The sequence below is a fragment of the Staphylococcus sp. MZ3 genome, from assembly GCF_018622755.1.
Classification (GTDB): Bacteria; Bacillota; Bacilli; order Staphylococcales; family Staphylococcaceae; genus Staphylococcus; species Staphylococcus aureus.
Window position 1 is genome coordinate 806,764 of record NZ_CP076026.1, and the last position, 22,676, is coordinate 829,439.

Here is a 22,676-nt window from a genome sequence, read left to right on the forward strand (position 1 = left end):
AGTGAAGGATGTTATAAATTTATCCTTCGCTTCTTTTTATTAATTTAGTAATGAATAGTAGAAAGAAAAGATGCGTAAAAAGAATTATGTTAAGATAGGGTCAATCTAGAGTTGCTAAACATAAAGACTTGACTAATCGTAGGAATGGGAGTGGGACAGAAATGATAAAGAATCACTAACGATTTATTATGTAGTGGTTCTTTGTCATTAGCCACAGCTATTATGTACTTAAAAATAGGAATGGGAGTGCAATTCATGCATAAGAAATACTAATTTCTAAAGAAAAAGTATTTCTTTATGTTGGGGCCCACCCCAACTTGCATTGTTTGTAGAATTTCTTTTCGAAATTCTCTGTGTTGGGGCCCCGCCACCTAATTCCAATATATCATTGTAGAGCTTAGGTCATTGATTTATGGCTCGGACTTTTATGGCGATATGAACCATGTAAATTAAGCAAGCAATAAATTAATGATTGATATTGACTTGTAAAATAATAACAATAATGAACAATTAATATTTATTTTAGCTTTTCAATGTAGATTGGTGTTATATTTTTGATATGATAAGAAGAGATGTAAGAGTAGGGATAAATATAATTGAGGTGAACCCATGTTAACGACAGAAAAACTAGTTGAAACATTAAAGTTAGATTTAATCGCTGGTGAAGAAGGACTATCGAAGCCAATTAAAAATGCTGATATATCAAGACCGGGCTTAGAGATGGCAGGTTATTTTTCACATTATGCGTCAGATAGAATACAACTATTAGGAACAACGGAACTATCGTTTTACAATTTATTACCAGATAAGGATCGCGCAGGTCGTATGCGTAAACTATGCAGACCAGAAACACCTGCAATTATTGTGACACGTGGATTGCAGCCACCAGAAGAATTAGTTGAAGCTGCAAAAGAATTAAATACGCCACTTATAGTTGCTAAAGATGCGACTACAAGTTTAATGAGTCGCTTAACAACGTTTTTAGAGCATGCACTTGCAAAGACGACATCTTTACATGGTGTTTTAGTAGATGTTTACGGTGTTGGTGTACTAATTACCGGTGATTCAGGAATAGGTAAAAGTGAGACTGCGTTGGAATTAGTTAAACGTGGGCATAGATTAGTAGCAGATGATAATGTAGAAATACGTCAAATTAATAAAGATGAACTAATAGGGAAACCACCAAAGTTAATAGAACATCTATTAGAAATACGTGGACTAGGTATTATCAATGTTATGACTTTATTTGGCGCGGGTTCAATATTAACTGAAAAACGAATTAGATTAAATATTAATTTGGAAAACTGGAACAAGCAAAAGTTATATGACCGCGTAGGTCTTAATGAAGAGACGCTAAGTATTTTAGATACTGAAATCACTAAAAAAACAATACCTGTAAGACCTGGTAGAAATGTTGCGGTAATTATTGAGGTCGCTGCAATGAACTATCGATTAAATATCATGGGCATTAACACTGCCGAAGAATTTAGTGAAAGATTAAATGAAGAAATTATCAAGAACAGTCATAAGAGTGAGGAGTAGGTTGAATGGGTATTGTATTTAACTATATAGATCCTGTGGCATTTAACTTAGGACCACTGAGTGTACGATGGTATGGAATTATCATTGCTGTCGGAATATTACTTGGTTACTTTGTTGCACAACGTGCACTAGTTAAAGCAGGATTACATAAAGATACTTTAGTAGATATTATTTTTTATAGTGCACTATTTGGATTTATCGCGGCACGAATCTATTTTGTGATTTTCCAATGGCCATATTACGCGGAAAATCCAAGTGAAATTATTAAAATATGGCATGGTGGAATAGCAATACATGGTGGTTTAATAGGTGGCTTTATTGCTGGTGTTATTGTATGTAAAGTGAAAAATTTAAACCCATTTCAAATTGGTGATATCGTTGCGCCAAGTATAATTTTAGCGCAAGGAATTGGACGATGGGGTAACTTTATGAATCACGAGGCACATGGTGGACCTGTGTCACGCGCTTTTTTAGAACAATTACATTTGCCAAATTTTATAATAGAAAATATGTATATTAACGGCCAATATTATCATCCAACATTCTTATATGAATCCATTTGGGATGTCGCTGGATTTATTATCTTAGTTAATATTCGTAAACATTTAAAATTAGGAGAAACATTCTTTTTATATTTAACTTGGTATTCAATTGGTCGATTCTTTATAGAAGGATTACGTACAGATAGCTTAATGCTCACAAGTAATATTAGAGTTGCACAATTAGTATCAATTCTTTTAATTTTAATAAGTATAAGTTTAATTGTATATAGAAGGATTAAGTATAATCCACCGTTGTATAGCAAAGTTGGGGCGCTTCCATGGCCAACAAAAAAAGTGAAGTAGTGATAGTTTGAGGAAATTTTTATCAAAAACACATCATCATACAAACCCTTTATGGCGTGTATACCGTCTTGTTAAATTTTCGAAAGTTTTTAAGAATGTAATTATCATTGAATTTTCGAAATTTATTCCAAGTATGGTACTGAAAAGACATATATATAAACAACTTTTAAATATTAATATCGGTAATCAATCGTCGATAGCTTATAAAGTAATGTTAGATATTTTTTACCCAGAACTGATTACGATTGGTAGTAACAGTGTTATTGGTTACAATGTAACAATTTTGACGCATGAAGCATTAGTTGATGAATTTCGTTATGGACCAGTGACGATAGGATCTAACACTTTGATTGGTGCAAATGCTACCATTTTACCCGGTATAACGATTGGTGACAATGTAAAAGTTGCAGCTGGTACGGTTGTTTCAAAAGATATACCGGATAATGGATTTGCATATGGCAACCCTATGTATATAAAAATGATTAGGAGGTGACAATTTTATGGCGCAAAAGAATAATAATGTAATTCCAATGACTTTTGATGATGCATTTTATCGTAAAATGGCTAAACAGAAGTTTAAACAAAGAGAATATAAACGAGCTGCTGAATACTTTGAAAAAGTGTTAGAATTGTCACCTGATGATCTGGAAATTCAAATTGATTATGCACAATGTCTAGTGCAACTTGGTATTGCTAAAAAAGCAGAACATTTATTTTATGACAATATTATTTATAATAGGCATCTAGAAGATAGCTTTTATGAATTGAGTCAGCTCAACATTGAAGTTAACGAACCAAACAAGGCATTCTTGTTTGGTATTAATTATGTTATTGTTAGCGACGACCAAGATTATAGAGATGAATTAGATCAAATGTTTGATGTGAAATATCAAAGCGAAGAACAAATTGAACTTGAAGCTCAATTGTTTGTAGTTCAAATACTATTCCAATATCTTTTTTCTCAAGGTCGATTAAAAGATGCAAAGAATTATGTCTTACATCAACCACAAGAAGTTCAAGATCATCGTGTAGTACGTAATTTATTGGCAATGTGTTATTTATATCTCGGTGAATATGATACGGCTAAAGCATTGTACGAAGCACTATTACAAGAGGATAGTACAGATATATATGCATTATGCCATTATACTTTGCTACTTTATAACACTAAGGAAAATGAACAATATCAAAAATATTTAAAAATATTAAACAAAGTTGTACCTATGAATGACGATGAAAGTTTTAAATTAGGTATTGTATTAAGTTATTTAAAGCAGTATCGTGCATCACAACAATTGTTGTACCCTTTATATAAAAAAGGGAAATTTTTATCAATTCAAATGTACAATGCTTTAGCATATAATTATTATTATTTAGGTGAAGAAGACGAAAGTCATTACTACTGGGATAAATTGAAGCAAATTTCTAAAGTGGAAATTGGACATGCGCCTTGGGTAATTGAAAATAGCAAAGAAGTTTTTGACCAACATATTTTGCCATTACTTCAAAGTGATGACAGTCATTATCGTTTATATGGTATTTTTTTATTGGATCAATTAAATGGTAAAGAAATTGTGATGACGGAAAGTATTTGGCAGGTTCTGGAAAATCTAAATAATTATGAGAAATTGTATTTAACGTATTTAGTTCAAGGTTTAACGCTCAATAAATTAGACTTCATTCATCGCGGCTTATTAACGCTTTACCATAATGAATTATTTGTAAGTGAAAATGATGTAATGGTTGCATGGATTAATCAAGGTGAACTCATAATTGCTGAAAAAGTAGATTTAACTGATGTTGAGCCATATATCGGTGCGTTTATTTATTTGTATTTTAAAAATCAACCTCGAAACGTTACAAAGAAGCAAATTACAACATGGTTAGGCATAACACAATATAAACTGAACAAAATGATTGAATTTCTCTTGAGCATATAGATTTATGAAAAGTTAGATTTATTATATAATGCGCATAATGATTAATAATGAGGAGGCGTTAATAAAATGACTGAAATAGATTTTGATATAGCAATTATCGGTGCAGGTCCAGCTGGTATGACTGCTGCAGTATACGCATCACGTGCTAATTTAAAAACAGTTATGATTGAAAGAGGTATTCCAGGCGGTCAAATGGCTAATACAGAAGAAGTAGAGAACTTCCCTGGTTTCGAAATGATTACAGGTCCAGATTTATCTACAAAAATGTTTGAACACGCTAAAAAGTTTGGTGCAGTTTATCAATATGGAGATATTAAATCTGTAGAAGATAAAGGCGAATATAACGTGATTAACTTTGGTAATAAAGAATTAACAGCGAAAGCGGTTATTATTGCTACAGGTGCAGAATACAAGAAAATTGGTGTTCCGGGTGAACAAGAACTTGGTGGACGCGGTGTAAGTTATTGTGCAGTATGTGATGGTGCATTCTTTAAAAATAAACGCCTATTCGTTATCGGTGGTGGTGATTCAGCAGTAGAAGAGGGAACATTCTTAACTAAATTTGCTGACAAAGTAACAATCGTTCACCGTCGTGATGAGTTACGTGCACAGCGTATTTTACAAGATAGAGCATTCAAAAATGATAAAATCGACTTTATTTGGAGTCATACTTTGAAATCAATTAATGAAAAAGACGGCAAAGTGGGTTCTGTGACATTAACGTCTACAAAAGATGGTTCAGAAGAAACACACGAGGCTGATGGTGTATTCATCTATATTGGTATGAAACCATTAACAGCGCCATTTAAAGACTTAGGTATTACAAATGATGTTGGTTATATTGTAACAAAAGATGATATGACAACATCAGTACCAGGTATTTTTGCAGCAGGAGATGTTCGCGACAAAGGTTTACGCCAAATTGTCACTGCTACTGGCGATGGTAGTATTGCAGCGCAAAGTGCAGCGGAATATATTGAACATTTAAACGATCAAGCTTAATTCGAAGTCGAATTAAGATGTTGAGCTGTAAATTATTTGGATATTTATTTTAATAGTGTCATCACAGCGTTAAAGTAATGTCTTACTTTTAAATTAAAGCAAATTATATAGAAAACTAGAACTTAGTACGTATCATTTGTGCGTTTCAATGAGTTCTAGTTTTTTTATATGTTATATTAAACTTATAACTTTATGGGAGTGGGACAGAAATGATAAAGAGCCACTAATGATTTATTATGTAGTGGTTCTTAAACATTAGCCACAGCTAATGTGTACTTAAAAATAGGAATACATGAGTAAAACTCATGCATAAGAAATACTAATTTCTATAGAAAAAGTATTACTTTATCGTTGTACCACCCCAACTTGCACATTATCGTAAGCTGACTTTTCGTAAGCTTCTGTGTTGGGGCCCACACCCCAACTCACATTGCCTGTAGAATTTCTTTTCGAAATTCTCTGTGTTGGGGCCCCTGACTAGAGTTGAAAAAAGCTTGTTGTAAGCGCGTTTTCATTCAGTCAACTACTAGCAATATAATATTATAGACCCTAGGACATTGATTTATGTCCCAAGCTCCTTTTAAATGATGTATATTTTTAGAAATTTAATCTAGACATAGTTGGAAATAAATATAAAACATCGTTGCTTAATTTTGTCATAGAACATTTAAATTAACATCATGAAATTCGTTTTGGCGGTGAAAAAATAATGGATAATAATGAAAAAGAAAAAAGTAAAAGTGAACTATTAGTTGTAACAGGTTTATCTGGCGCAGGTAAATCTTTGGTTATTCAATGTTTAGAAGACATGGGATATTTTTGTGTAGATAATCTACCACCAGTGTTATTGCCTAAATTTGTAGAGTTGATGGAACAAGGAAATCCATCCTTAAGAAAAGTGGCAATTGCAATTGATTTAAGAGGTAAGGAACTATTTAATTCATTAGTTGCAGTAGTGGATAAAGTCAAAAGTGAAAGTGACGTCATCATTGATGTTATGTTTTTAGAAGCAAGTACTGAAAAATTAATTTCAAGATATAAGGAAACGCGTCGTGCACATCCTTTGATGGAACAAGGTAAAAGATCGTTAATCAATGCAATTAATGATGAGCGAGAGCATTTGTCTCAAATTAGAAGTATAGCTAATTTTGTTATAGATACTACAAAGTTATCACCTAAAGAATTAAAAGAACGCATTCGTCGATACTATGAAGATGAAGAGTTTGAAACTTTTACAATTAATGTCACAAGTTTCGGTTTTAAACATGGGATTCAGATGGATGCAGATTTAGTATTTGATGTACGATTTTTACCAAATCCATATTATGTAGTAGATTTAAGACCTTTAACAGGATTAGATAAAGACGTTTATAATTATGTTATGAAATGGAAAGAGACGGAGATTTTCTTTGAAAAATTAACTGATTTGTTAGATTTTATGATACCCGGGTATAAAAAAGAAGGGAAATCTCAATTAGTAATTGCCATCGGTTGTACGGGTGGACAACATCGATCTGTAGCATTAGCAGAACGACTAGGTAATTATCTAAATGAAGTATTTGAATATAATGTTTATGTGCATCATAGGGACGCACATATTGAAAGTGGCGAGAAAAAATGAGACAAATAAAAGTTGTACTTATCGGTGGTGGCACTGGCTTATCAGTTATGGCTAGGGGATTAAGAGAATTCCCAATTGATATTACGGCGATTGTAACAGTTGCTGATAATGGTGGGAGTACAGGGAAAATCAGAGATGAAATGGATATACCAGCACCAGGAGACATCAGAAATGTGATTGCAGCTTTAAGTGATTCTGAGTCAGTTTTAAGCCAACTTTTTCAGTATCGCTTTGAAGAAAATCAAATTAGCGGTCACTCATTAGGTAATTTATTAATCGCAGGTATGACTAATATTACGAATGATTTCGGACATGCCATTAAAGCATTAAGTAAAATTTTAAATATTAAAGGTAGAGTCATTCCATCTACAAATACAAGTGTGCAATTAAATGCTGTTATGGAAGATGGAGAAATTGTTTTTGGAGAAACAAATATTCCTAAAAAACATAAAAAAATTGATCGTGTGTTTTTAGAACCTAACGATGTGCAACCAATGGAAGAAGCAATCGATGCTTTAAGGGAAGCAGATTTAATCGTTCTTGGACCAGGGTCATTATATACGAGCGTTATTTCTAACTTATGTGTCAATGGTATTTCAGATGCATTAATTCATTCTGATGCGCCTAAGCTATATGTTTCTAATGTGATGACGCAACCTGGGGAAACAGATGGTTATAGCGTGAAAGATCATATCGACGCGATTCATAGACAAGCTGGACAACCGTTTATTGATTATGTCATTTGTAGTACACAAACTTTCAATGCTCAAGTTTTGAAAAAATATGAAGAAAAACATTCTAAACCAGTTGAAGTTAATAAGGCTGAACTTGAAAAAGAAAGCATAAATGTAAAAACATCTTCAAATTTAGTTGAAATTTCTGAAAATCATTTAGTAAGACATAATACTAAAGTGTTATCGACAATGATTTATGACATAGCTTTAGAATTAATTAGTACTATTCCTTTCGTACCAAGTGATAAACGTAAATAATATAGAACGTAATCATATTATGATATGATAATAGAGCTGTGTAAAAAAATGAAAATAGACAGTGGTTCTAAGGTGAATCATGTTTTAAATAAGAAAGGAATGACTGTACGATGAGCTTTGCATCAGAAATGAAAAATGAATTAACTAGAATAGACGTCGATGAAATGAATGCAAAAGCAGAGCTCAGTGCACTGATTCGAATGAATGGTGCACTTAGTCTTTCAAATCAACAATTTGTTATAAATGTTCAAACGGAAAATGCAACAACGGCAAGACGTATTTATTCGTTGATTAAACGTGTCTTTAATGTGGAAGTTGAAATATTAGTCCGTAAAAAAATGAAACTTAAAAAAAATAATATTTATATTTGTCGTACAAAGATGAAAGCGAAAGAAATTCTTGATGAATTAGGAATTTTAAAAGACGGCATTTTTACGCATGAAATTGATCATTCAATGATTCAAGATGACGAAATGAGACGCAGTTACTTGAGAGGAGCTTTTCTGGCAGGTGGCTCAGTGAATAACCCTGAAACATCTTCGTACCATTTGGAAATTTTTTCTCAAAATGAGAGTCATGCAGAAGGCTTAACGAAACTAATGAATAGTTATGAGTTGAATGCCAAACATTTAGAGCGAAAAAAAGGAAGTATTACGTATTTAAAAGAAGCGGAAAAGATTTCGGATTTTCTTAGTTTGATAGGTGGCTATCAAGCGTTATTAAAATTTGAAGACGTACGTATTGTAAGAGATATGCGTAATTCTGTTAACCGACTCGTTAATTGTGAAACGGCCAATCTAAATAAAACAGTTAGTGCTGCGATGAAACAAGTTGAGAGCATTAAATTGATTGATAAAGAAATTGGTATTGAAAATTTACCAGACAGGTTGAGAGAGATTGCTAGAATTCGAGTAGAACATCAAGAAATTTCGTTGAAAGAGCTTGGAGAAATGGTATCAACTGGTCCAATTTCAAAATCAGGTGTAAATCACCGATTAAGAAAACTGAATGATTTAGCCGATAAGATTAGAAATGGTGAACAAATAGAATTATAAGTAAGAAGGTGTTTTTGGTAGTGAATTATCAAAAACACTTTTTTATGATTAAAAAGTGTTTAATGAATAATAGTCGACTAACTATTAAATTGAGCTGGAAAGTTTAATGAAGGAAATTCAATAACCAAGTGATGCCTAATTTTCTCATTAAATAGCATCATATGTATCAATTTGGTCATAAGAAAATATGAATGTGATAATTAATTGAGTCCCTGAAAGTCCCTGATCATAGACAAAAACAAAATCAGCATAAATAAGAATCCCGACATTGCGGGATTCTCAGTATTGAAAAGTATTGTATTTTATTAAAACAGCCTCCTTGAAGGGAATTGAACCCCTATCTTAAGAACCGGAATCTTACGTGTTATCCATTACACCACAAGGAGCAAATATGTAATCATATCTCTGTACTATGAGAAGTAAAATAAGTACAATCTAAAATAGATATTATCAGTTTACAAAGGAAAGAGAAAAGCGTCAAACAATGTAACTATTTAAAGTCAAAGTGTTTGACCAAATTTGACTTAATATGTAAAATAATGAGTAACAGTTATTACAAGGAGGAAATATAGATGAATTTAATTCCTACAGTTATTGAAACAACAAACCGCGGTGAACGTGCATATGATATATACTCACGTTTATTAAAAGACCGTATTATTATGTTAGGTTCACAAATTGATGACAACGTAGCAAATTCAATCGTATCACAGTTATTATTCTTACAAGCGCAAGACTCAGAGAAAGATATTTATTTATACATTAATTCACCAGGTGGAAGTGTAACAGCTGGTTTTGCGATTTATGATACAATTCAACACATTAAACCTGATGTTCAAACAATTTGTATCGGTATGGCTGCATCAATGGGATCATTCTTATTAGCAGCTGGTGCAAAAGGTAAACGTTTCGCGTTACCAAATGCAGAAGTAATGATTCACCAACCATTAGGTGGTGCTCAAGGACAAGCAACTGAAATCGAAATTGCTGCAAATCACATTTTAAAAACACGTGAAAAATTAAACCGCATTTTATCAGAGCGTACTGGTCAAAGTATTGAAAAAATACAAAAAGACACAGATCGTGATAACTTCTTAACTGCAGAAGAAGCTAAAGAATATGGCTTAATTGATGAAGTGATGGTACCTGAAACAAAATAATTCAAAGTAAAGAGTAGACTAAGCAGTCTGCTCTTTTTGTATGAGTAAACCGAGGTGTCAATAAATTGTTTACTATACTTTGAGCGGAAATATGATTGAATGAAGCTAGTTGAACCGTAACTATATGAAATGTTCCCTTCAAAGTAGACATTGAAAGGAACATTTCAATCCTTTGTTTGTAAGTCGCTCTAGACATTACATTTAGTACATATGTTGTTTCTAATGCTCATTAATGGTATTGATTATTCTTTGATTAAATCTTCAAGTGCCATTTTTAAATTACTATATTTAAATTGGAATCCCAATGCTTGAATTTTATTAGGTAATACTTTTTGAGTATCCAATACTACTGTTGACATTTGACCAAGTATGAGACGCATTGCAAGACTTGGTGCCCAAGTTTCATGGGGCTTATGCATAGCTCTTGCTAAAGTGTAGCCAAATAAATTTTGACGCTCAGGTATAGGTGCAGTTAAATTAAACGGACCACTAGCTGACTCGTTATTTATTAAAAATAAAATAGCTTGAATTAAATCATTGATATGAATCCATGAATACCATTGTTGACCAGAACCTAATTTACCACCAATGTAATATTTGTATGGTAGTTTCATTGTTTGTAACGCACCGCCTTCATTCGATAAAATCATACCGAAACGACCGATGACAACTCGCGTACCTAATTGTTCAAATTGTTGTGCGAAACGTTCCCATTGATACACAATATCTGATAAGAAATCAAATGGTAAAGTTTTATAAACTTCTGTGTAACTCATAAATAAATCAGGAGGATAGTAACCAGTGGCACTAGCATTAAATAAAACTTTAGGTGCTTTATTACGTGATTTAAACAATTCATATAAAGCTTGCGTAGATTGAATTCTACTTAGCATTAGCGTTTGTTTATATTCCGGTGTCCATCGTTTATTCAGTGTAGCACCTGCTAAGTTGATGACCACATCGATATTTTGAGGAACTTTGTGTTCCCACCCAGATTTAGCCCAGTTGACATATGAAATTTTCTTATCATTTGAAATTTGGTCGTGTCGCGTTAATATCGTGATATGTGAATCTGATTTTTTAATTTCATTAACTAATTGAGATCCAACCATACCAGTCCCACCAGTAATTAAGTATTGTTTCATTATCATTCACCCCATGTAATTTTGTATTTAGTTACTATTTAATAATCATTATTGTTGTTCAAAGGTTATACATTATTTAGACAATAATATGTCAATAACTTTTTTTGAATTGTATTTTAATAAAAATGATATAAGTTATAATAAAGGTGTACCTTCGATAACGAATAAACATCTCTTAAAAGTATGTGTAAAACGCTGCATGATACAAACGAAGGTAAAAATTTGACTCCCTTTAGTAGTGGACCCGTACGTTAATCGTGCGGGTCGTTTTTATTTATTTCTTATTCCCATTATACATCAATTTAAAGCATTAATTTTTTAAACAAATTTAAGAATACATAGTAATATAACAATCTAAACATAAAAACTTTTAACACAACACTTAAACCAATGCTTTAATTTTCAATACGTAGCTATAATTTGTTGTAAAATCAAAAAGGTTAAAATGTTAATTTTCAAAAAAAGGCTCAAAATATGTTTGATTTAGTTATTAAATGTTAAGATATATAAGACTACTATTTCTTTGTAAAAATGAATCCGATTTACGAGTGAGTAATAGTGAAGGCAGTTTTAAGTTGAAGAAGGCAAAAAGAGTAAATGTTTATTAATATTTGTAGAAACTAGGTAAGCAAATTAGTTGTGAAAATGTTAATGGTTGCGTGATAATTTCTATATTTAAATTAGTTTGAAGTGAGGGAGAGTATGTCGAATCAAAATTACGACTACAATAAAAATGAAGATGGAAGTAAGAAGAAAATGAGTACAACAGCGAAAGTAGTTAGCATTGCGACGGTATTGCTATTACTCGGAGGATTAGTATTTGCAATTTTTGCATATGTAGATCATTCGAATAAAGCTAAAGAACGTATGTTGAACGAACAAAAGCAGGAACAAAAAGAAAAGCGTCAAAAAGAAAATGCAGAAAAAGAGAGAAAGAAAAAGCAACAAGAGGAAAAAGAGCAGAATGAGCTAGATTCACAAGCAAACCAATATCAGCAATTGCCACAGCAGAATCAATATCAATATGTGCCACCTCAGCAACAAGCACCTACAAAGCAACGTCCTGCTAAAGAAGAGAATGATGATAAAGCATCAAAGGATGAGTCGAAAGATAAGGATGACAATGCATCTCAAGATAAATCAGATGATAATCAGAAGAAAACTGATGATAATAAACAACCAGCTCAGCCTAAACCACAGCCGCAACAACCAACACCAAAGCCAAATAATAATCAACAAAATAATCAATCAAATCAGCAAGCAAAACCACAAGCACCACAACAAAATAGCCAATCAACAACAAATAAACAAAATAATGCTAATGATAAGTAGTATTTAGTCAAACAAAAATGAACCAGTATGACAGACAACACAATTAATTAGGTTGTCTCGAATATTGGTTCTTATTTTTATAATTGTTAATTAGGGGAGAGATGATACTTAAATAGTTAGTTGTTTATTTTACGGATAGTGAAATTTATTTTGAGTGAGGTGGGACAGAAATGATATTTTCGCAAAATTTATTTCGTCGTCTGACCCCAACTTCCATTGCCTGTAGAATTTCATTTCGAAATTCTCTGTGTTGGGGCCCCACCCCAACTTGCATTGCCTGTAGAAATTGGGAGGAGCCAATTTCACTATGTTGGGGCCCACACCCCAACTCGCATTGCCTGTAGAATTTCATTTCGAAATTCTCTATGTTGGGGCCCACCCCAACTTGCACATTATTGTAAGCTGACTTTCCGCCAGCTTCTATGTTGGGGCCCCTGACTTTAATTGAAAAATGCTTGTTACAAGTGCATTTTCGTTCGGTCAACTACTACTAATGTGACTTTTCGGATTCTAGAGCATTGTTTTATGTCTTAGTCTCAAATAATAAGCAAATGATTAGCGAGTCAGTATAAGGGTATACATTTGACTACAGCGAATAAAATAAAACGTTTTGTTGCATAACAAATCGAAAATATATTGCAAGCGCTTTATCAAATTATTTAGAAAATTTAAGTTTTATGCTTGCAATTTTTGAAATAGAATAGTACTATTGCAAGTGTAAAGAGGTTAATTTTTGTCCCACGCGGGACTTAAAAAGGCAACCACTGGTTGTGACATATCCTTATTTACATTTATAAATATAAGGAGGAGGTAGTAGTGAAAGACTTATTGCAAGCACAGCAAAAGCTTATACCGGATCTCATAGATAAAATGTATAAACGTTTTTCTATTCTTACTACTATCTCAAAAAATCAGCCTGTCGGACGTCGAAGTTTAAGCGAACATATGGATATGACTGAACGTGTACTGCGTTCTGAAACAGATATGCTTAAGAAACAAGATTTGATAAAAGTTAAGCCTACCGGAATGGAAATTACAGCTGAAGGTGAGCAACTGATTTCGCAATTGAAAGGTTACTTTGATATCTATGCAGATGATAATCGTCTGTCAGAAGGTATTAAGAATAAATTTCAAATTAAGGAAGTTCATGTTGTTCCTGGTGATGCTGATAATAGTCAATCTGTTAAAACAGAATTAGGTAGACAAGCAGGTCAATTACTTGAAGGCATATTACAAGAAGACGCGATAGTTGCTGTAACTGGCGGATCCACGATGGCATGTGTTAGTGAAGCAATTCATTTATTACCATATAATGTATTCTTCGTACCAGCCAGAGGTGGACTAGGCGAAAATGTTGTCTTTCAGGCAAACACAATTGCAGCCAGTATGGCACAACAAGCTGGCGGTTATTATACGACGATGTATGTACCTGATAATGTCAGTGAAACAACATATAACACATTGTTGTTAGAGCCATCAGTCATAAACACTTTAGACAAAATTAAACAAGCAAACGTTATATTACACGGTATTGGTGATGCGCTGAAGATGGCGCATCGACGTCAATCACCTGAAAAGGTCATTGAACAACTTCAACATCATCAAGCTGTCGGAGAGGCATTTGGTTATTATTTTGATACACAAGGTCAAATTGTCCATAAGGTTAAAACAATTGGACTTCAATTAGAAGACCTTGAATCAAAAGACTTTATTTTTGCAGTTGCAGGAGGCAAATCGAAAGGTGAAGCAATTAAAGCATACTTGACGATTGCACCCAAGAATACAGTGTTAATCACTGATGAAGCCGCAGCAAAGATAATACTTGAATAAGAGATAAAAAGTTTAATACTTTTTAAATATCATTTTAAAGGAGGCCATTATAATGGCAGTAAAAGTAGCAATTAATGGTTTTGGTAGAATTGGTCGTTTAGCATTCAGAAGAATTCAAGAAGTAGAAGGTCTTGAAGTTGTAGCAGTAAACGACTTAACAGATGACGACATGTTAGCGCATTTATTAAAATATGACACTATGCAAGGTCGTTTCACAGGTGAAGTAGAGGTAGTTGATGGTGGTTTCCGCGTAAATGGTAAAGAAGTTAAATCATTCAGTGAACCAGATGCAAGCAAATTACCTTGGAAAGACTTAAATATCGATGTAGTATTAGAATGTACTGGTTTCTACACTGATAAAGATAAAGCACAAGCTCATATTGAAGCAGGCGCTAAAAAAGTATTAATCTCAGCACCAGCTACTGGTGACTTAAAAACAATCGTATTCAACACAAACCACCAAGAGTTAGACGGTTCTGAAACAGTTGTTTCAGGTGCTTCATGTACTACAAACTCATTAGCACCAGTTGCTAAAGTTTTAAACGATGACTTTGGTTTAGTTGAAGGTTTAATGACTACAATTCACGCTTACACAGGTGATCAAAATACACAAGACGCACCTCACAGAAAAGGTGACAAACGTCGTGCTCGTGCAGCGGCAGAAAACATCATCCCTAACTCAACAGGTGCTGCTAAAGCTATCGGTAAAGTTATTCCTGAAATCGATGGTAAATTAGATGGTGGTGCACAACGTGTTCCTGTAGCTACAGGTTCATTAACTGAATTAACAGTAGTATTAGAAAAACAAGACGTAACAGTTGAACAAGTTAACGAAGCTATGAAAAATGCTTCAAACGAATCATTCGGTTACACTGAAGACGAAATCGTTTCTTCAGACGTTGTAGGTATGACTTACGGTTCATTATTCGACGCTACACAAACTCGTGTAATGTCAGTTGGCGACCGTCAATTAGTTAAAGTTGCAGCTTGGTATGATAACGAAATGTCATATACTGCACAATTAGTTCGTACATTAGCATACTTAGCTGAACTTTCTAAATAATTTTAGTATAGTTTTTTTCAAATACGCTAGTGCTCAGAACTATTTAGCATTAATTAAAGCTTATGAGTAAGCGGGGAGCACAAACGCTTCTCCGCTTATTTTTATATAAAATTTCCTAATTACAAGGAGGAAACACCATGGCTAAAAAAATTGTTTCTGATTTAGATCTTAAAGGTAAAACAGTCCTAGTACGTGCTGATTTTAACGTGCCTTTAAAAGACGGTGAAATTACTAATGACAACCGTATCGTTCAAGCTTTACCTACAATTCAATACATCATCGAACAAGGTGGTAAAATCGTACTATTTTCACATTTAGGTAAAGTGAAAGAAGAGAGTGATAAAGCAAAATTAACTTTACGTCCAGTTGCTGAAGACTTATCTAAGAAATTAGATAAAGAAGTTGTTTTCGTACCAGAAACACGCGGCGAAAAACTTGAGGCTGCTATTAAAGACCTTAAAGAAGGCGACGTATTATTAGTTGAAAATACACGTTATGAAGATTTAGACGGTAAAAAAGAATCTAAAAATGATCCAGAATTAGGTAAATACTGGGCATCTTTAGGTGATGTGTTTGTAAATGATGCTTTTGGTACTGCGCATCGTGAGCATGCATCTAATGTTGGTATTTCTACACATTTAGAAACTGCAGCTGGATTCTTAATGGATAAAGAAATTAAGTTTATTGGTGGCGTAGTTAACGATCCACATAAACCAGTTGTTGCTATTTTAGGTGGAGCAAAAGTATCTGACAAAATTAATGTCATCAAAAACTTAGTTAACATAGCTGATAAAATTATCATCGGCGGAGGTATGGCTTATACTTTCTTAAAAGCGCAAGGTAAAGAAATTGGTATTTCATTATTAGAAGAAGATAAAATCGACTTCGCAAAAGATTTATTAGAAAAACATGGTGATAAAATTGTATTACCAGTAGACACTAAAGTTGCTAAAGAATTTTCTAATGATGCCAAAATTACTGTAGTACCATCTGATTCAATTCCAGCAGACCAAGAAGGTATGGATATTGGACCAAACACTGTAAAATTATTTGCAGATGAATTAGAAGGTGCGCACACTGTTGTATGGAATGGACCTATGGGTGTATTCGAGTTCGGTAACTTTGCACAAGGTACAATTGGTGTATGTAAAGCAATTGCAAACCTTAAAGATGCAATTACGATTATCGGTGGCGGTGATTCAGCTGCAGCAGCAATCTCTTTAGGTTTTGAAAATGACTTCACTCATATTTCAACTGGTGGCGGTGCGTCATTAGAGTACCTAGAAGGTAAAGAATTGCCTGGTATCAAAGCAATCAATAATAAATAATAAAGTGATAGTTTAAAGTGATGTGGCATGTTTGTTTAACATTGTTACGGGAAAACAGTCACAAGATGACATCGTGTTTCATCACTTTTCAAAAATATTTACAAAACAAGGAGTGTCTTTAATGAGAACACCAATTATAGCTGGTAACTGGAAAATGAACAAAACAGTACAAGAAGCAAAAGACTTCGTCAATGCATTGCCAACATTACCAGATTCAAAAGAAGTAGAATCAGTAATTTGTGCACCAGCAATTCAATTAGATGCATTAACTACTGCAGTTAAAGAAGGAAAAGCACAAGGTTTAGAAATCGGTGCTCAAAATACGTATTTCGAAGATAATGGTGCGTTCACAGGTGAAACGTCTCCAGTTGCATTAGCAGATTTAGGCGTTAAATACGTTGTTATCGGTCATTCTGAACGTCGTGAATTATTCCACGAAACAGATGAAGAAATTAACAAAAAAGCGCACGCTATTTTCAAACATGGAATGACTCCAATTATTTGTGTTGGTGAAACAGACGAAGAGCGTGAAAGTGGTAAAGCTAACGATGTTGTAGGTGAGCAAGTTAAGAAAGCTGTTGCAGGTTTATCTGAAGATCAACTTAAATCAGTTGTAATTGCTTATGAGCCAATCTGGGCAATCGGAACTGGTAAATCATCAACATCTGAAGATGCAAATGAAATGTGTGCATTTGTACGTCAAACTATTGCTGACTTATCAAGCAAAGAAGTATCAGAAGCAACTCGTATTCAATATGGTGGTAGTGTTAAACCTAACAACATTAAAGAATACATGGCACAAACTGATATTGATGGGGCATTAGTAGGTGGCGCATCACTTAAAGTTGAAGATTTCGTACAATTGTTAGAAGGTGCAAAATAATCATGGCTAAGAAACCAACTGCGTTAATTATTTTAGATGGTTTTGCGAACCGCGAAAGCGAACATGGTAATGCGGTAAAATTAGCAAACAAGCCTAATTTTGATCGTTATTACAACAAATATCCAACGACTCAAATCGAAGCGAGTGGCTTAGATGTTGGACTACCTGAAGGACAAATGGGTAACTCAGAAGTTGGTCATATGAATATCGGTGCAGGACGTATCGTTTATCAAAGTTTAACTCGAATCAATAAATCAATTGAAGACGGTGATTTCTTTGAAAATGATGTTTTAAATAATGCAATTGCACACGTGAATTCACATGATTCAGCGTTACACATCTTTGGTTTATTGTCTGACGGTGGTGTGCACAGTCATTACAAACATTTATTTGCTTTGTTAGAACTTGCTAAAAAACAAGGTGTTGAAAAAGTTTACGTACACGCATTTTTAGATGGTCGTGACGTAGATCAAAAATCCGCTTTGAAATACATCGAAGAGACTGAAGCTAAATTCAATGAATTAGGCATTGGTCAATTTGCATCTGTGTCTGGTCGTTATTATGCAATGGACCGTGACAAACGTTGGGAACGTGAAGAAAAAGCTTACAATGCTATTCGTAATTTTGATGCCCCAACTTATGCAACTGCCAAAGAAGGTGTAGAAGCAAGCTATAATGAGGGCTTAACTGACGAATTCGTAGTACCATTCATCGTTGAGAATCAAAATGACGGTGTTAATGATGGAGATGCAGTGATCTTCTATAATTTCCGACCTGATAGAGCAGCACAATTATCGGAAATTTTTGCGAACAGAGCATTCGAAGGCTTTAAAGTTGAACAAGTTAAAGACTTATTCTATGCAACATTCACTAAGTATAACGACAATATCGATGCGGCTATCGTTTTCGAAAAAGTTGATTTAAATAATACAATTGGTGAAATTGCACAAAATAACAATTTAACACAATTACGTATTGCAGAAACTGAAAAATATCCTCACGTTACTTACTTTATGAGTGGTGGACGTAACGAGGAATTTAAAGGTGAACGCCGTCGTTTAATTGATTCACCTAAAGTTGCAACGTATGACTTGAAACCAGAAATGAGTGCTTATGAAGTTAAAGATGCATTATTAGAAGAGTTAAATAAAGGTGACTTGGACTTAATTATTTTAAACTTTGCTAACCCTGATATGGTTGGACATAGTGGTATGCTTGAGCCGACAATCAAAGCAATCGAAGCGGTTGATGAATGTTTAGGTGAAGTCGTTGATAAGATTTTAGACATGGACGGTTATGCAATTATTACTGCTGACCATGGTAACTCTGATCAAGTATTGACGGATGATGATCAACCAATGACTACGCATACAACGAACCCAGTACCAGTGATTGTAACAAAAGAAGGCGTTACACTTCGAGAAACTGGTCGCTTAGGTGACTTAGCACCTACATTATTAGATTTATTAAATGTAGAACAACCTGAAGACATGACAGGTGAATCTTTAATTAAACACTAATATTGTAAAAGATGTTAAGTAAACGCTTAATGACACTTATTTTTTGAAAATAATAGTAATATCATTTTGTTAAATGAAAGAATAAAGCTATAATAATTATAGAATAACTATTTAAAGGAGATTATAAACATGCCAATTATTACAGATGTTTACGCTCGCGAAGTCTTAGACTCTCGTGGTAACCCAACTGTTGAAGTAGAAGTATTAACTGAAAGTGGCGCATTTGGTCGTGCATTAGTACCATCAGGTGCTTCAACTGGTGAACACGAAGCTGTTGAATTACGTGATGGAGACAAATCACGTTATTTAGGTAAAGGTGTTACTAAAGCAGTTGAAAACGTTAATGAAATCATCGCACCAGAAATTATTGAAGGTGAATTTTCAGTATTAGATCAAGTATCTATTGATAAAATGATGATCGCATTAGACGGTACTCCAAACAAAGGTAAATTAGGTGCAAATGCTATTTTAGGTGTATCTATCGCAGTAGCACGTGCAGCAGCTGACTTATTAGGTCAACCACTTTACAAATATTTAGGTGGATTTAATGGTAAGCAGTTACCAGTACCAATGATGAACATCGTTAATGGTGGTTCTCACTCAGATGCTCCAATTGCATTCCAAGAATTCATGATTTTACCTGTAGGTGCTACAACGTTCAAAGAATCATTACGTTGGGGTACTGAAATTTTCCACAACTTAAAATCAATTTTAAGCAAACGTGGTTTAGAAACTGCAGTAGGTGACGAAGGTGGTTTCGCTCCTAAATTTGAAGGTACTGAAGATGCTGTTGAAACAATTATCCAAGCAATCGAAGCAGCTGGTTACAAACCAGGTGAAGAAGTATTCTTAGGATTTGACTGTGCATCATCAGAATTCTATGAAAATGGTGTATATGACTACAGTAAGTTCGAAGGCGAACACGGTGCAAAACGTACAGCTGCAGAACAAGTTGACTACTTAGAACAATTAGTAGACAAATATCCTATCATTACAATTGAAGACGGTATGGACGAAAACGACTGGGATGGTTGGAAACAACTTACAGAACGTATCGGTGACCGTGTACAATTAGTAGGTGACGATTTATTCGTAACAAACACTGAAATTTTAGCAAAAGGTATTGAAAACGGAATTGGTAACTCAATCTTAATTAAAGTTAACCAAATCGGTACATTAACTGAAACATTTGATGCAATCGAAATGGCTCAAAAAGCTGGTTACACAGCAGTAGTTTCTCACCGTTCAGGTGAAACAGAAGATACAACAATTGCTGATATTGCTGTTGCTACAAACGCTGGTCAAATTAAAACTGGTTCATTATCACGTACTGACCGTATTGCTAAATACAATCAATTATTACGTATCGAAGATGAATTATTTGAAACTGCTAAATATGACGGTATCAAATCATTCTATAACTTAGATAAATAATCATTTTAAACATTAAGTACTGCCATAATTTTAGTTGAGGATTATTATGTCGGTATAAATTGAATAAAGTTTTTGAGTTCACGCTTAAAAAGTTCACGCTTGTATTTATAACCTGCCACAGAGTTGAGACTGTGGTAGGTTTTTTATTTTGAAGTATTATTCATAACAGACTAATAATCATGAGGTAACTAATAACACATATTTAACTTGTATTCTTAAACTGGTATAATAAATTTATGTTGAAATGAATATTGTATGACAGGGTATTCACTTTTATTAAAAGGTAAAATTAAATAAAGGTTTTATAGAACGTATTTAAATATATGAGGAGTAAACAAATGGCTGATAGAACGAATAAAGAAATTAAAACAGGACGCTTTATTGCAACTGCATCAATCGTATTCTCAATATTATTGATTATTCATTACTTTGTTTCGTTGGATAATGCGACTGCCAAAGCATTACTTAATTTAACGAATCAAAACACTTCAGATAAAGCGATTGATTACATTTTAAACAGCTTTAGATTCACTGGTATTATGTATATTTTGGCTTATCTAGCAGGCTTCATCACTTTTTGGAATCGACATACTTATGTGTGGTGGTTTATGTTTGCAGTTTATGTATCAAATAGTTTGTTTACATTGATTAATTTATCAATCACAATTCAAGCAATAAAAGCTGCACACGGTGCGTACTTAACATTGCCAATTTTAATCGTTATTATAGGTTCGGTTGCATTAGCGATTTATATGCTTGTTGTTTCTATCAAACGTAAAAGTACATTTAATCGCTAGAAAATTGATTTTAACAATAAAAATATGATATACTACTTGTCGTATATAAGGAACGGAGGACAATTTATGCATACATTTTTAATCGTATTATTAATCATTGATTGTATTGCATTAATAACTGTTGTACTACTCCAAGAAGGTAAAAGCAGTGGACTTTCAGGTGCCATCAGTGGTGGTGCTGAGCAGTTATTCGGTAAACAAAAACAACGTGGCGTCGATTTATTCTTAAATAGATTAACAATTATTTTATCAATATTATTTTTTGTACTTATGATTTGCATAAGTTATCTTGGTATGTAAGGTCCGGCGATGTAAATGTCGGGCTTTTTTATTTATAATTAAGAATGTAATAGTTTAACAATAAGCTATGTAAAATATATAGCCTAGTTAAGTATGCAAAGGGAGCGTTAGATTTATGCAGATAAAATTACCAAAACCTTTCTTTTTTGAAGAAGGCAAACGTGCCGTGTTATTATTACATGGATTTACAGGCAATTCGTCTGATGTACGTCAATTAGGTCGATTTTTACAAAAAAAGGGATATACTTCGTATGCACCACAATATGAAGGTCACGCGGCACCACCAGAGGAAATACTGAAATCTAGTCCTTTCGTTTGGTTTAAAGATGCGTTAGATGGTTATGATTATCTTGTTGAACAAGGTTATGATGAAATTGTTGTTGCTGGTCTATCATTAGGTGGGGATTTTGCTTTAAAATTAAGCTTAAATAGAGATGTAAAGGGTATTGTAACGATGTGTGCACCAATGGGTGGCAAAACTGAAGGTACCATTTACGAAGGCTTTTTAGAGTATGCACGTAACTTTAAAAAGTATGAAGGTAAAGATCAAGAGACTATTGATAATGAAATGGATCATTTTAAACCAACTGAAACTTTAAAAGAACTAAGTGAATCATTAGATACGATTAAAGAGCAAGTTGATGAAGTGTTGGATCCTATTTTAGTGATTCAAGCAGAAAACGACAATATGATTGATCCACAATCCGCAAATTATATATATGACCATGTAGATTCTGATGACAAAAATATCAAGTGGTACAGTGAATCTGGACATGTTATTACGATTGATAAAGAGAAAGAACAAGTATTTGAAGATATTTATCAATTTTTAGAGTCATTAGACTGGTCAGAATAAAAAGAGATTTTAACATTAGAAAGGAGGGGCA

Annotated in this window: 20 protein-coding genes; 19 read left to right on the forward strand and 1 reads right to left on the reverse strand. The window is 33.5% G+C overall.

The window, feature by feature from the left end; translation table 11 throughout:
- The first annotated feature begins 609 nt into the window (after window positions 1–609).
- The 9 genes from hprK to clpP all read left to right on the forward strand — a co-directional run bounded on the left by hprK (window position 610) and on the right by clpP (window position 10,157).
- Window positions 610–1,542, forward strand: a complete 933-nt coding sequence (hprK, locus tag KI230_RS03780; RefSeq protein WP_000958224.1) for an HPr(Ser) kinase/phosphatase — start codon at window positions 610–612, stop codon at window positions 1,540–1,542.
- Between the two features lie 5 nt (window positions 1,543–1,547).
- Window positions 1,548–2,387, forward strand: coding sequence for a prolipoprotein diacylglyceryl transferase (lgt, locus tag KI230_RS03785; RefSeq protein WP_000513305.1), 840 nt, complete (start codon window positions 1,548–1,550; stop codon window positions 2,385–2,387).
- Window positions 2,388–2,394: 7 nt separating this feature from the next.
- The gene (locus KI230_RS03790) at window positions 2,395–2,880 is read left to right on the forward strand and encodes an acyltransferase (protein WP_001224793.1); all 486 of its coding nucleotides are present in this window, start codon (window positions 2,395–2,397) and stop codon (window positions 2,878–2,880) included.
- Between the two features lie 7 nt (window positions 2,881–2,887).
- Complete coding sequence (locus KI230_RS03795) at window positions 2,888–4,327, forward strand: tetratricopeptide repeat protein (RefSeq protein ID WP_000057542.1); 1,440 nt, start codon at window positions 2,888–2,890, stop codon at window positions 4,325–4,327.
- A 66-nt stretch (window positions 4,328–4,393) separates the two neighbouring features.
- Window positions 4,394–5,329 (forward strand): thioredoxin-disulfide reductase, encoded by a 936-nt coding sequence (trxB, locus tag KI230_RS03800; protein ID WP_214958324.1) that lies wholly within the window; start codon window positions 4,394–4,396, stop codon window positions 5,327–5,329.
- Window positions 5,330–6,038: 709 nt separating this feature from the next.
- Window positions 6,039–6,950: an RNase adapter RapZ gene (rapZ, locus tag KI230_RS03805; RefSeq protein ID WP_000369722.1), complete on the forward strand. Its 912-nt coding sequence runs from the start codon at window positions 6,039–6,041 to the stop codon at window positions 6,948–6,950.
- Complete coding sequence (locus KI230_RS03810; protein ID WP_001248939.1) at window positions 6,947–7,942, forward strand: YvcK family protein; 996 nt, start codon at window positions 6,947–6,949, stop codon at window positions 7,940–7,942. The genes rapZ and KI230_RS03810 overlap by 4 nt, the downstream gene beginning before the upstream one ends.
- Before the next feature lie 110 nt (window positions 7,943–8,052).
- Window positions 8,053–8,997 carry a DNA-binding protein WhiA gene (gene whiA / locus KI230_RS03815; protein WP_000006551.1) on the forward strand — a complete coding sequence of 315 codons (945 nt, stop codon included), beginning with the start codon at window positions 8,053–8,055 and terminating at the stop codon, window positions 8,995–8,997.
- Window positions 8,998–9,569: 572 nt separating this feature from the next.
- Complete coding sequence (clpP, locus tag KI230_RS03820) at window positions 9,570–10,157, forward strand: ATP-dependent Clp endopeptidase proteolytic subunit ClpP (RefSeq protein ID WP_001049165.1); 588 nt, start codon at window positions 9,570–9,572, stop codon at window positions 10,155–10,157.
- 242 nt (window positions 10,158–10,399) lie between these two features.
- Here clpP and KI230_RS03825 read toward each other — a convergent pair whose 3' ends face one another.
- Window positions 10,400–11,302 (reverse strand): TIGR01777 family oxidoreductase, encoded by a 903-nt coding sequence (locus KI230_RS03825; protein ID WP_000816304.1) that lies wholly within the window; start codon window positions 11,300–11,302, stop codon window positions 10,400–10,402.
- 702 nt (window positions 11,303–12,004) lie between these two features.
- Here KI230_RS03825 and KI230_RS03830 point away from each other — a divergent pair.
- The 10 genes from KI230_RS03830 (at window position 12,005) to KI230_RS03875 (ending at window position 22,645) form a co-directional block, all read left to right on the forward strand.
- Window positions 12,005–12,634, forward strand: a complete 630-nt coding sequence (locus tag KI230_RS03830) for a DUF4887 domain-containing protein (protein WP_000070831.1) — start codon at window positions 12,005–12,007, stop codon at window positions 12,632–12,634.
- Between the two features lie 816 nt (window positions 12,635–13,450).
- Window positions 13,451–14,464 (forward strand): sugar-binding transcriptional regulator, encoded by a 1,014-nt coding sequence (locus KI230_RS03835; RefSeq protein WP_000654030.1) that lies wholly within the window; start codon window positions 13,451–13,453, stop codon window positions 14,462–14,464.
- 52 nt (window positions 14,465–14,516) lie between these two features.
- Window positions 14,517–15,527 (forward strand): type I glyceraldehyde-3-phosphate dehydrogenase, encoded by a 1,011-nt coding sequence (gap, locus tag KI230_RS03840; RefSeq protein ID WP_000279414.1) that lies wholly within the window; start codon window positions 14,517–14,519, stop codon window positions 15,525–15,527.
- A gap of 137 nt (window positions 15,528–15,664) precedes the next feature.
- Entirely contained in the window at window positions 15,665–16,855 is a 1,191-nt protein-coding gene (locus tag KI230_RS03845; RefSeq protein WP_045178133.1) for a phosphoglycerate kinase, read from the forward strand.
- Between the two features lie 121 nt (window positions 16,856–16,976).
- Window positions 16,977–17,738: a triose-phosphate isomerase gene (tpiA, locus tag KI230_RS03850; RefSeq protein ID WP_001260089.1), complete on the forward strand. Its 762-nt coding sequence runs from the start codon at window positions 16,977–16,979 to the stop codon at window positions 17,736–17,738.
- A 2-nt stretch (window positions 17,739–17,740) separates the two neighbouring features.
- Window positions 17,741–19,258: a 2,3-bisphosphoglycerate-independent phosphoglycerate mutase gene (gpmI, locus tag KI230_RS03855; protein WP_001085505.1), complete on the forward strand. Its 1,518-nt coding sequence runs from the start codon at window positions 17,741–17,743 to the stop codon at window positions 19,256–19,258.
- A 129-nt stretch (window positions 19,259–19,387) separates the two neighbouring features.
- Entirely contained in the window at window positions 19,388–20,692 is a 1,305-nt protein-coding gene (gene eno, locus KI230_RS03860; protein WP_001121760.1) for a surface-displayed alpha-enolase, read from the forward strand.
- Window positions 20,693–21,030: 338 nt separating this feature from the next.
- Window positions 21,031–21,489 carry a hypothetical protein gene (locus tag KI230_RS03865; RefSeq protein ID WP_000785252.1) on the forward strand — a complete coding sequence of 153 codons (459 nt, stop codon included), beginning with the start codon at window positions 21,031–21,033 and terminating at the stop codon, window positions 21,487–21,489.
- Between the two features lie 66 nt (window positions 21,490–21,555).
- Window positions 21,556–21,789, forward strand: a complete 234-nt coding sequence (gene secG / locus KI230_RS03870) for a preprotein translocase subunit SecG (protein ID WP_000556760.1) — start codon at window positions 21,556–21,558, stop codon at window positions 21,787–21,789.
- Window positions 21,790–21,904: 115 nt separating this feature from the next.
- Window positions 21,905–22,645, forward strand: coding sequence for an alpha/beta hydrolase (locus KI230_RS03875; protein WP_001165962.1), 741 nt, complete (start codon window positions 21,905–21,907; stop codon window positions 22,643–22,645).
- Window positions 22,646–22,676: the final 31 nt, after the last annotated feature.

Excerpts from the sequence above, each read along its gene's own strand:
- KI230_RS03825 (WP_000816304.1), bottom strand. The coding sequence starts at position 11,302 with ATGAAACAATACTTAATTACTGGTGGGACTGGTATGGTTGGATCTCAA.
- eno (WP_001121760.1), top strand. The coding sequence starts at position 19,388 with ATGCCAATTATTACAGATGTTTACGCTCGCGAAGTCTTAGACTCTCGT.
- KI230_RS03845 (WP_045178133.1), top strand. The coding sequence starts at position 15,665 with ATGGCTAAAAAAATTGTTTCTGATTTAGATCTTAAAGGTAAAACAGTC.
- KI230_RS03865 (WP_000785252.1), top strand. The coding sequence starts at position 21,031 with ATGGCTGATAGAACGAATAAAGAAATTAAAACAGGACGCTTTATTGCA.
- trxB (WP_214958324.1), top strand. The coding sequence starts at position 4,394 with ATGACTGAAATAGATTTTGATATAGCAATTATCGGTGCAGGTCCAGCT.
- clpP (WP_001049165.1), top strand. The coding sequence starts at position 9,570 with ATGAATTTAATTCCTACAGTTATTGAAACAACAAACCGCGGTGAACGT.
- gpmI (WP_001085505.1), top strand. The coding sequence starts at position 17,741 with ATGGCTAAGAAACCAACTGCGTTAATTATTTTAGATGGTTTTGCGAAC.
- tpiA (WP_001260089.1), top strand. The coding sequence starts at position 16,977 with ATGAGAACACCAATTATAGCTGGTAACTGGAAAATGAACAAAACAGTA.
- hprK (WP_000958224.1), top strand. The coding sequence starts at position 610 with ATGTTAACGACAGAAAAACTAGTTGAAACATTAAAGTTAGATTTAATC.
- KI230_RS03795 (WP_000057542.1), top strand. The coding sequence starts at position 2,888 with ATGGCGCAAAAGAATAATAATGTAATTCCAATGACTTTTGATGATGCA.
- KI230_RS03875 (WP_001165962.1), top strand. The coding sequence starts at position 21,905 with ATGCAGATAAAATTACCAAAACCTTTCTTTTTTGAAGAAGGCAAACGT.
- KI230_RS03810 (WP_001248939.1), top strand. The coding sequence starts at position 6,947 with ATGAGACAAATAAAAGTTGTACTTATCGGTGGTGGCACTGGCTTATCA.
- gap (WP_000279414.1), top strand. The coding sequence starts at position 14,517 with ATGGCAGTAAAAGTAGCAATTAATGGTTTTGGTAGAATTGGTCGTTTA.
- rapZ (WP_000369722.1), top strand. The coding sequence starts at position 6,039 with ATGGATAATAATGAAAAAGAAAAAAGTAAAAGTGAACTATTAGTTGTA.
- lgt (WP_000513305.1), top strand. The coding sequence starts at position 1,548 with ATGGGTATTGTATTTAACTATATAGATCCTGTGGCATTTAACTTAGGA.
- KI230_RS03830 (WP_000070831.1), top strand. The coding sequence starts at position 12,005 with ATGTCGAATCAAAATTACGACTACAATAAAAATGAAGATGGAAGTAAG.
- secG (WP_000556760.1), top strand. The coding sequence starts at position 21,556 with ATGCATACATTTTTAATCGTATTATTAATCATTGATTGTATTGCATTA.
- whiA (WP_000006551.1), top strand. The coding sequence starts at position 8,053 with ATGAGCTTTGCATCAGAAATGAAAAATGAATTAACTAGAATAGACGTC.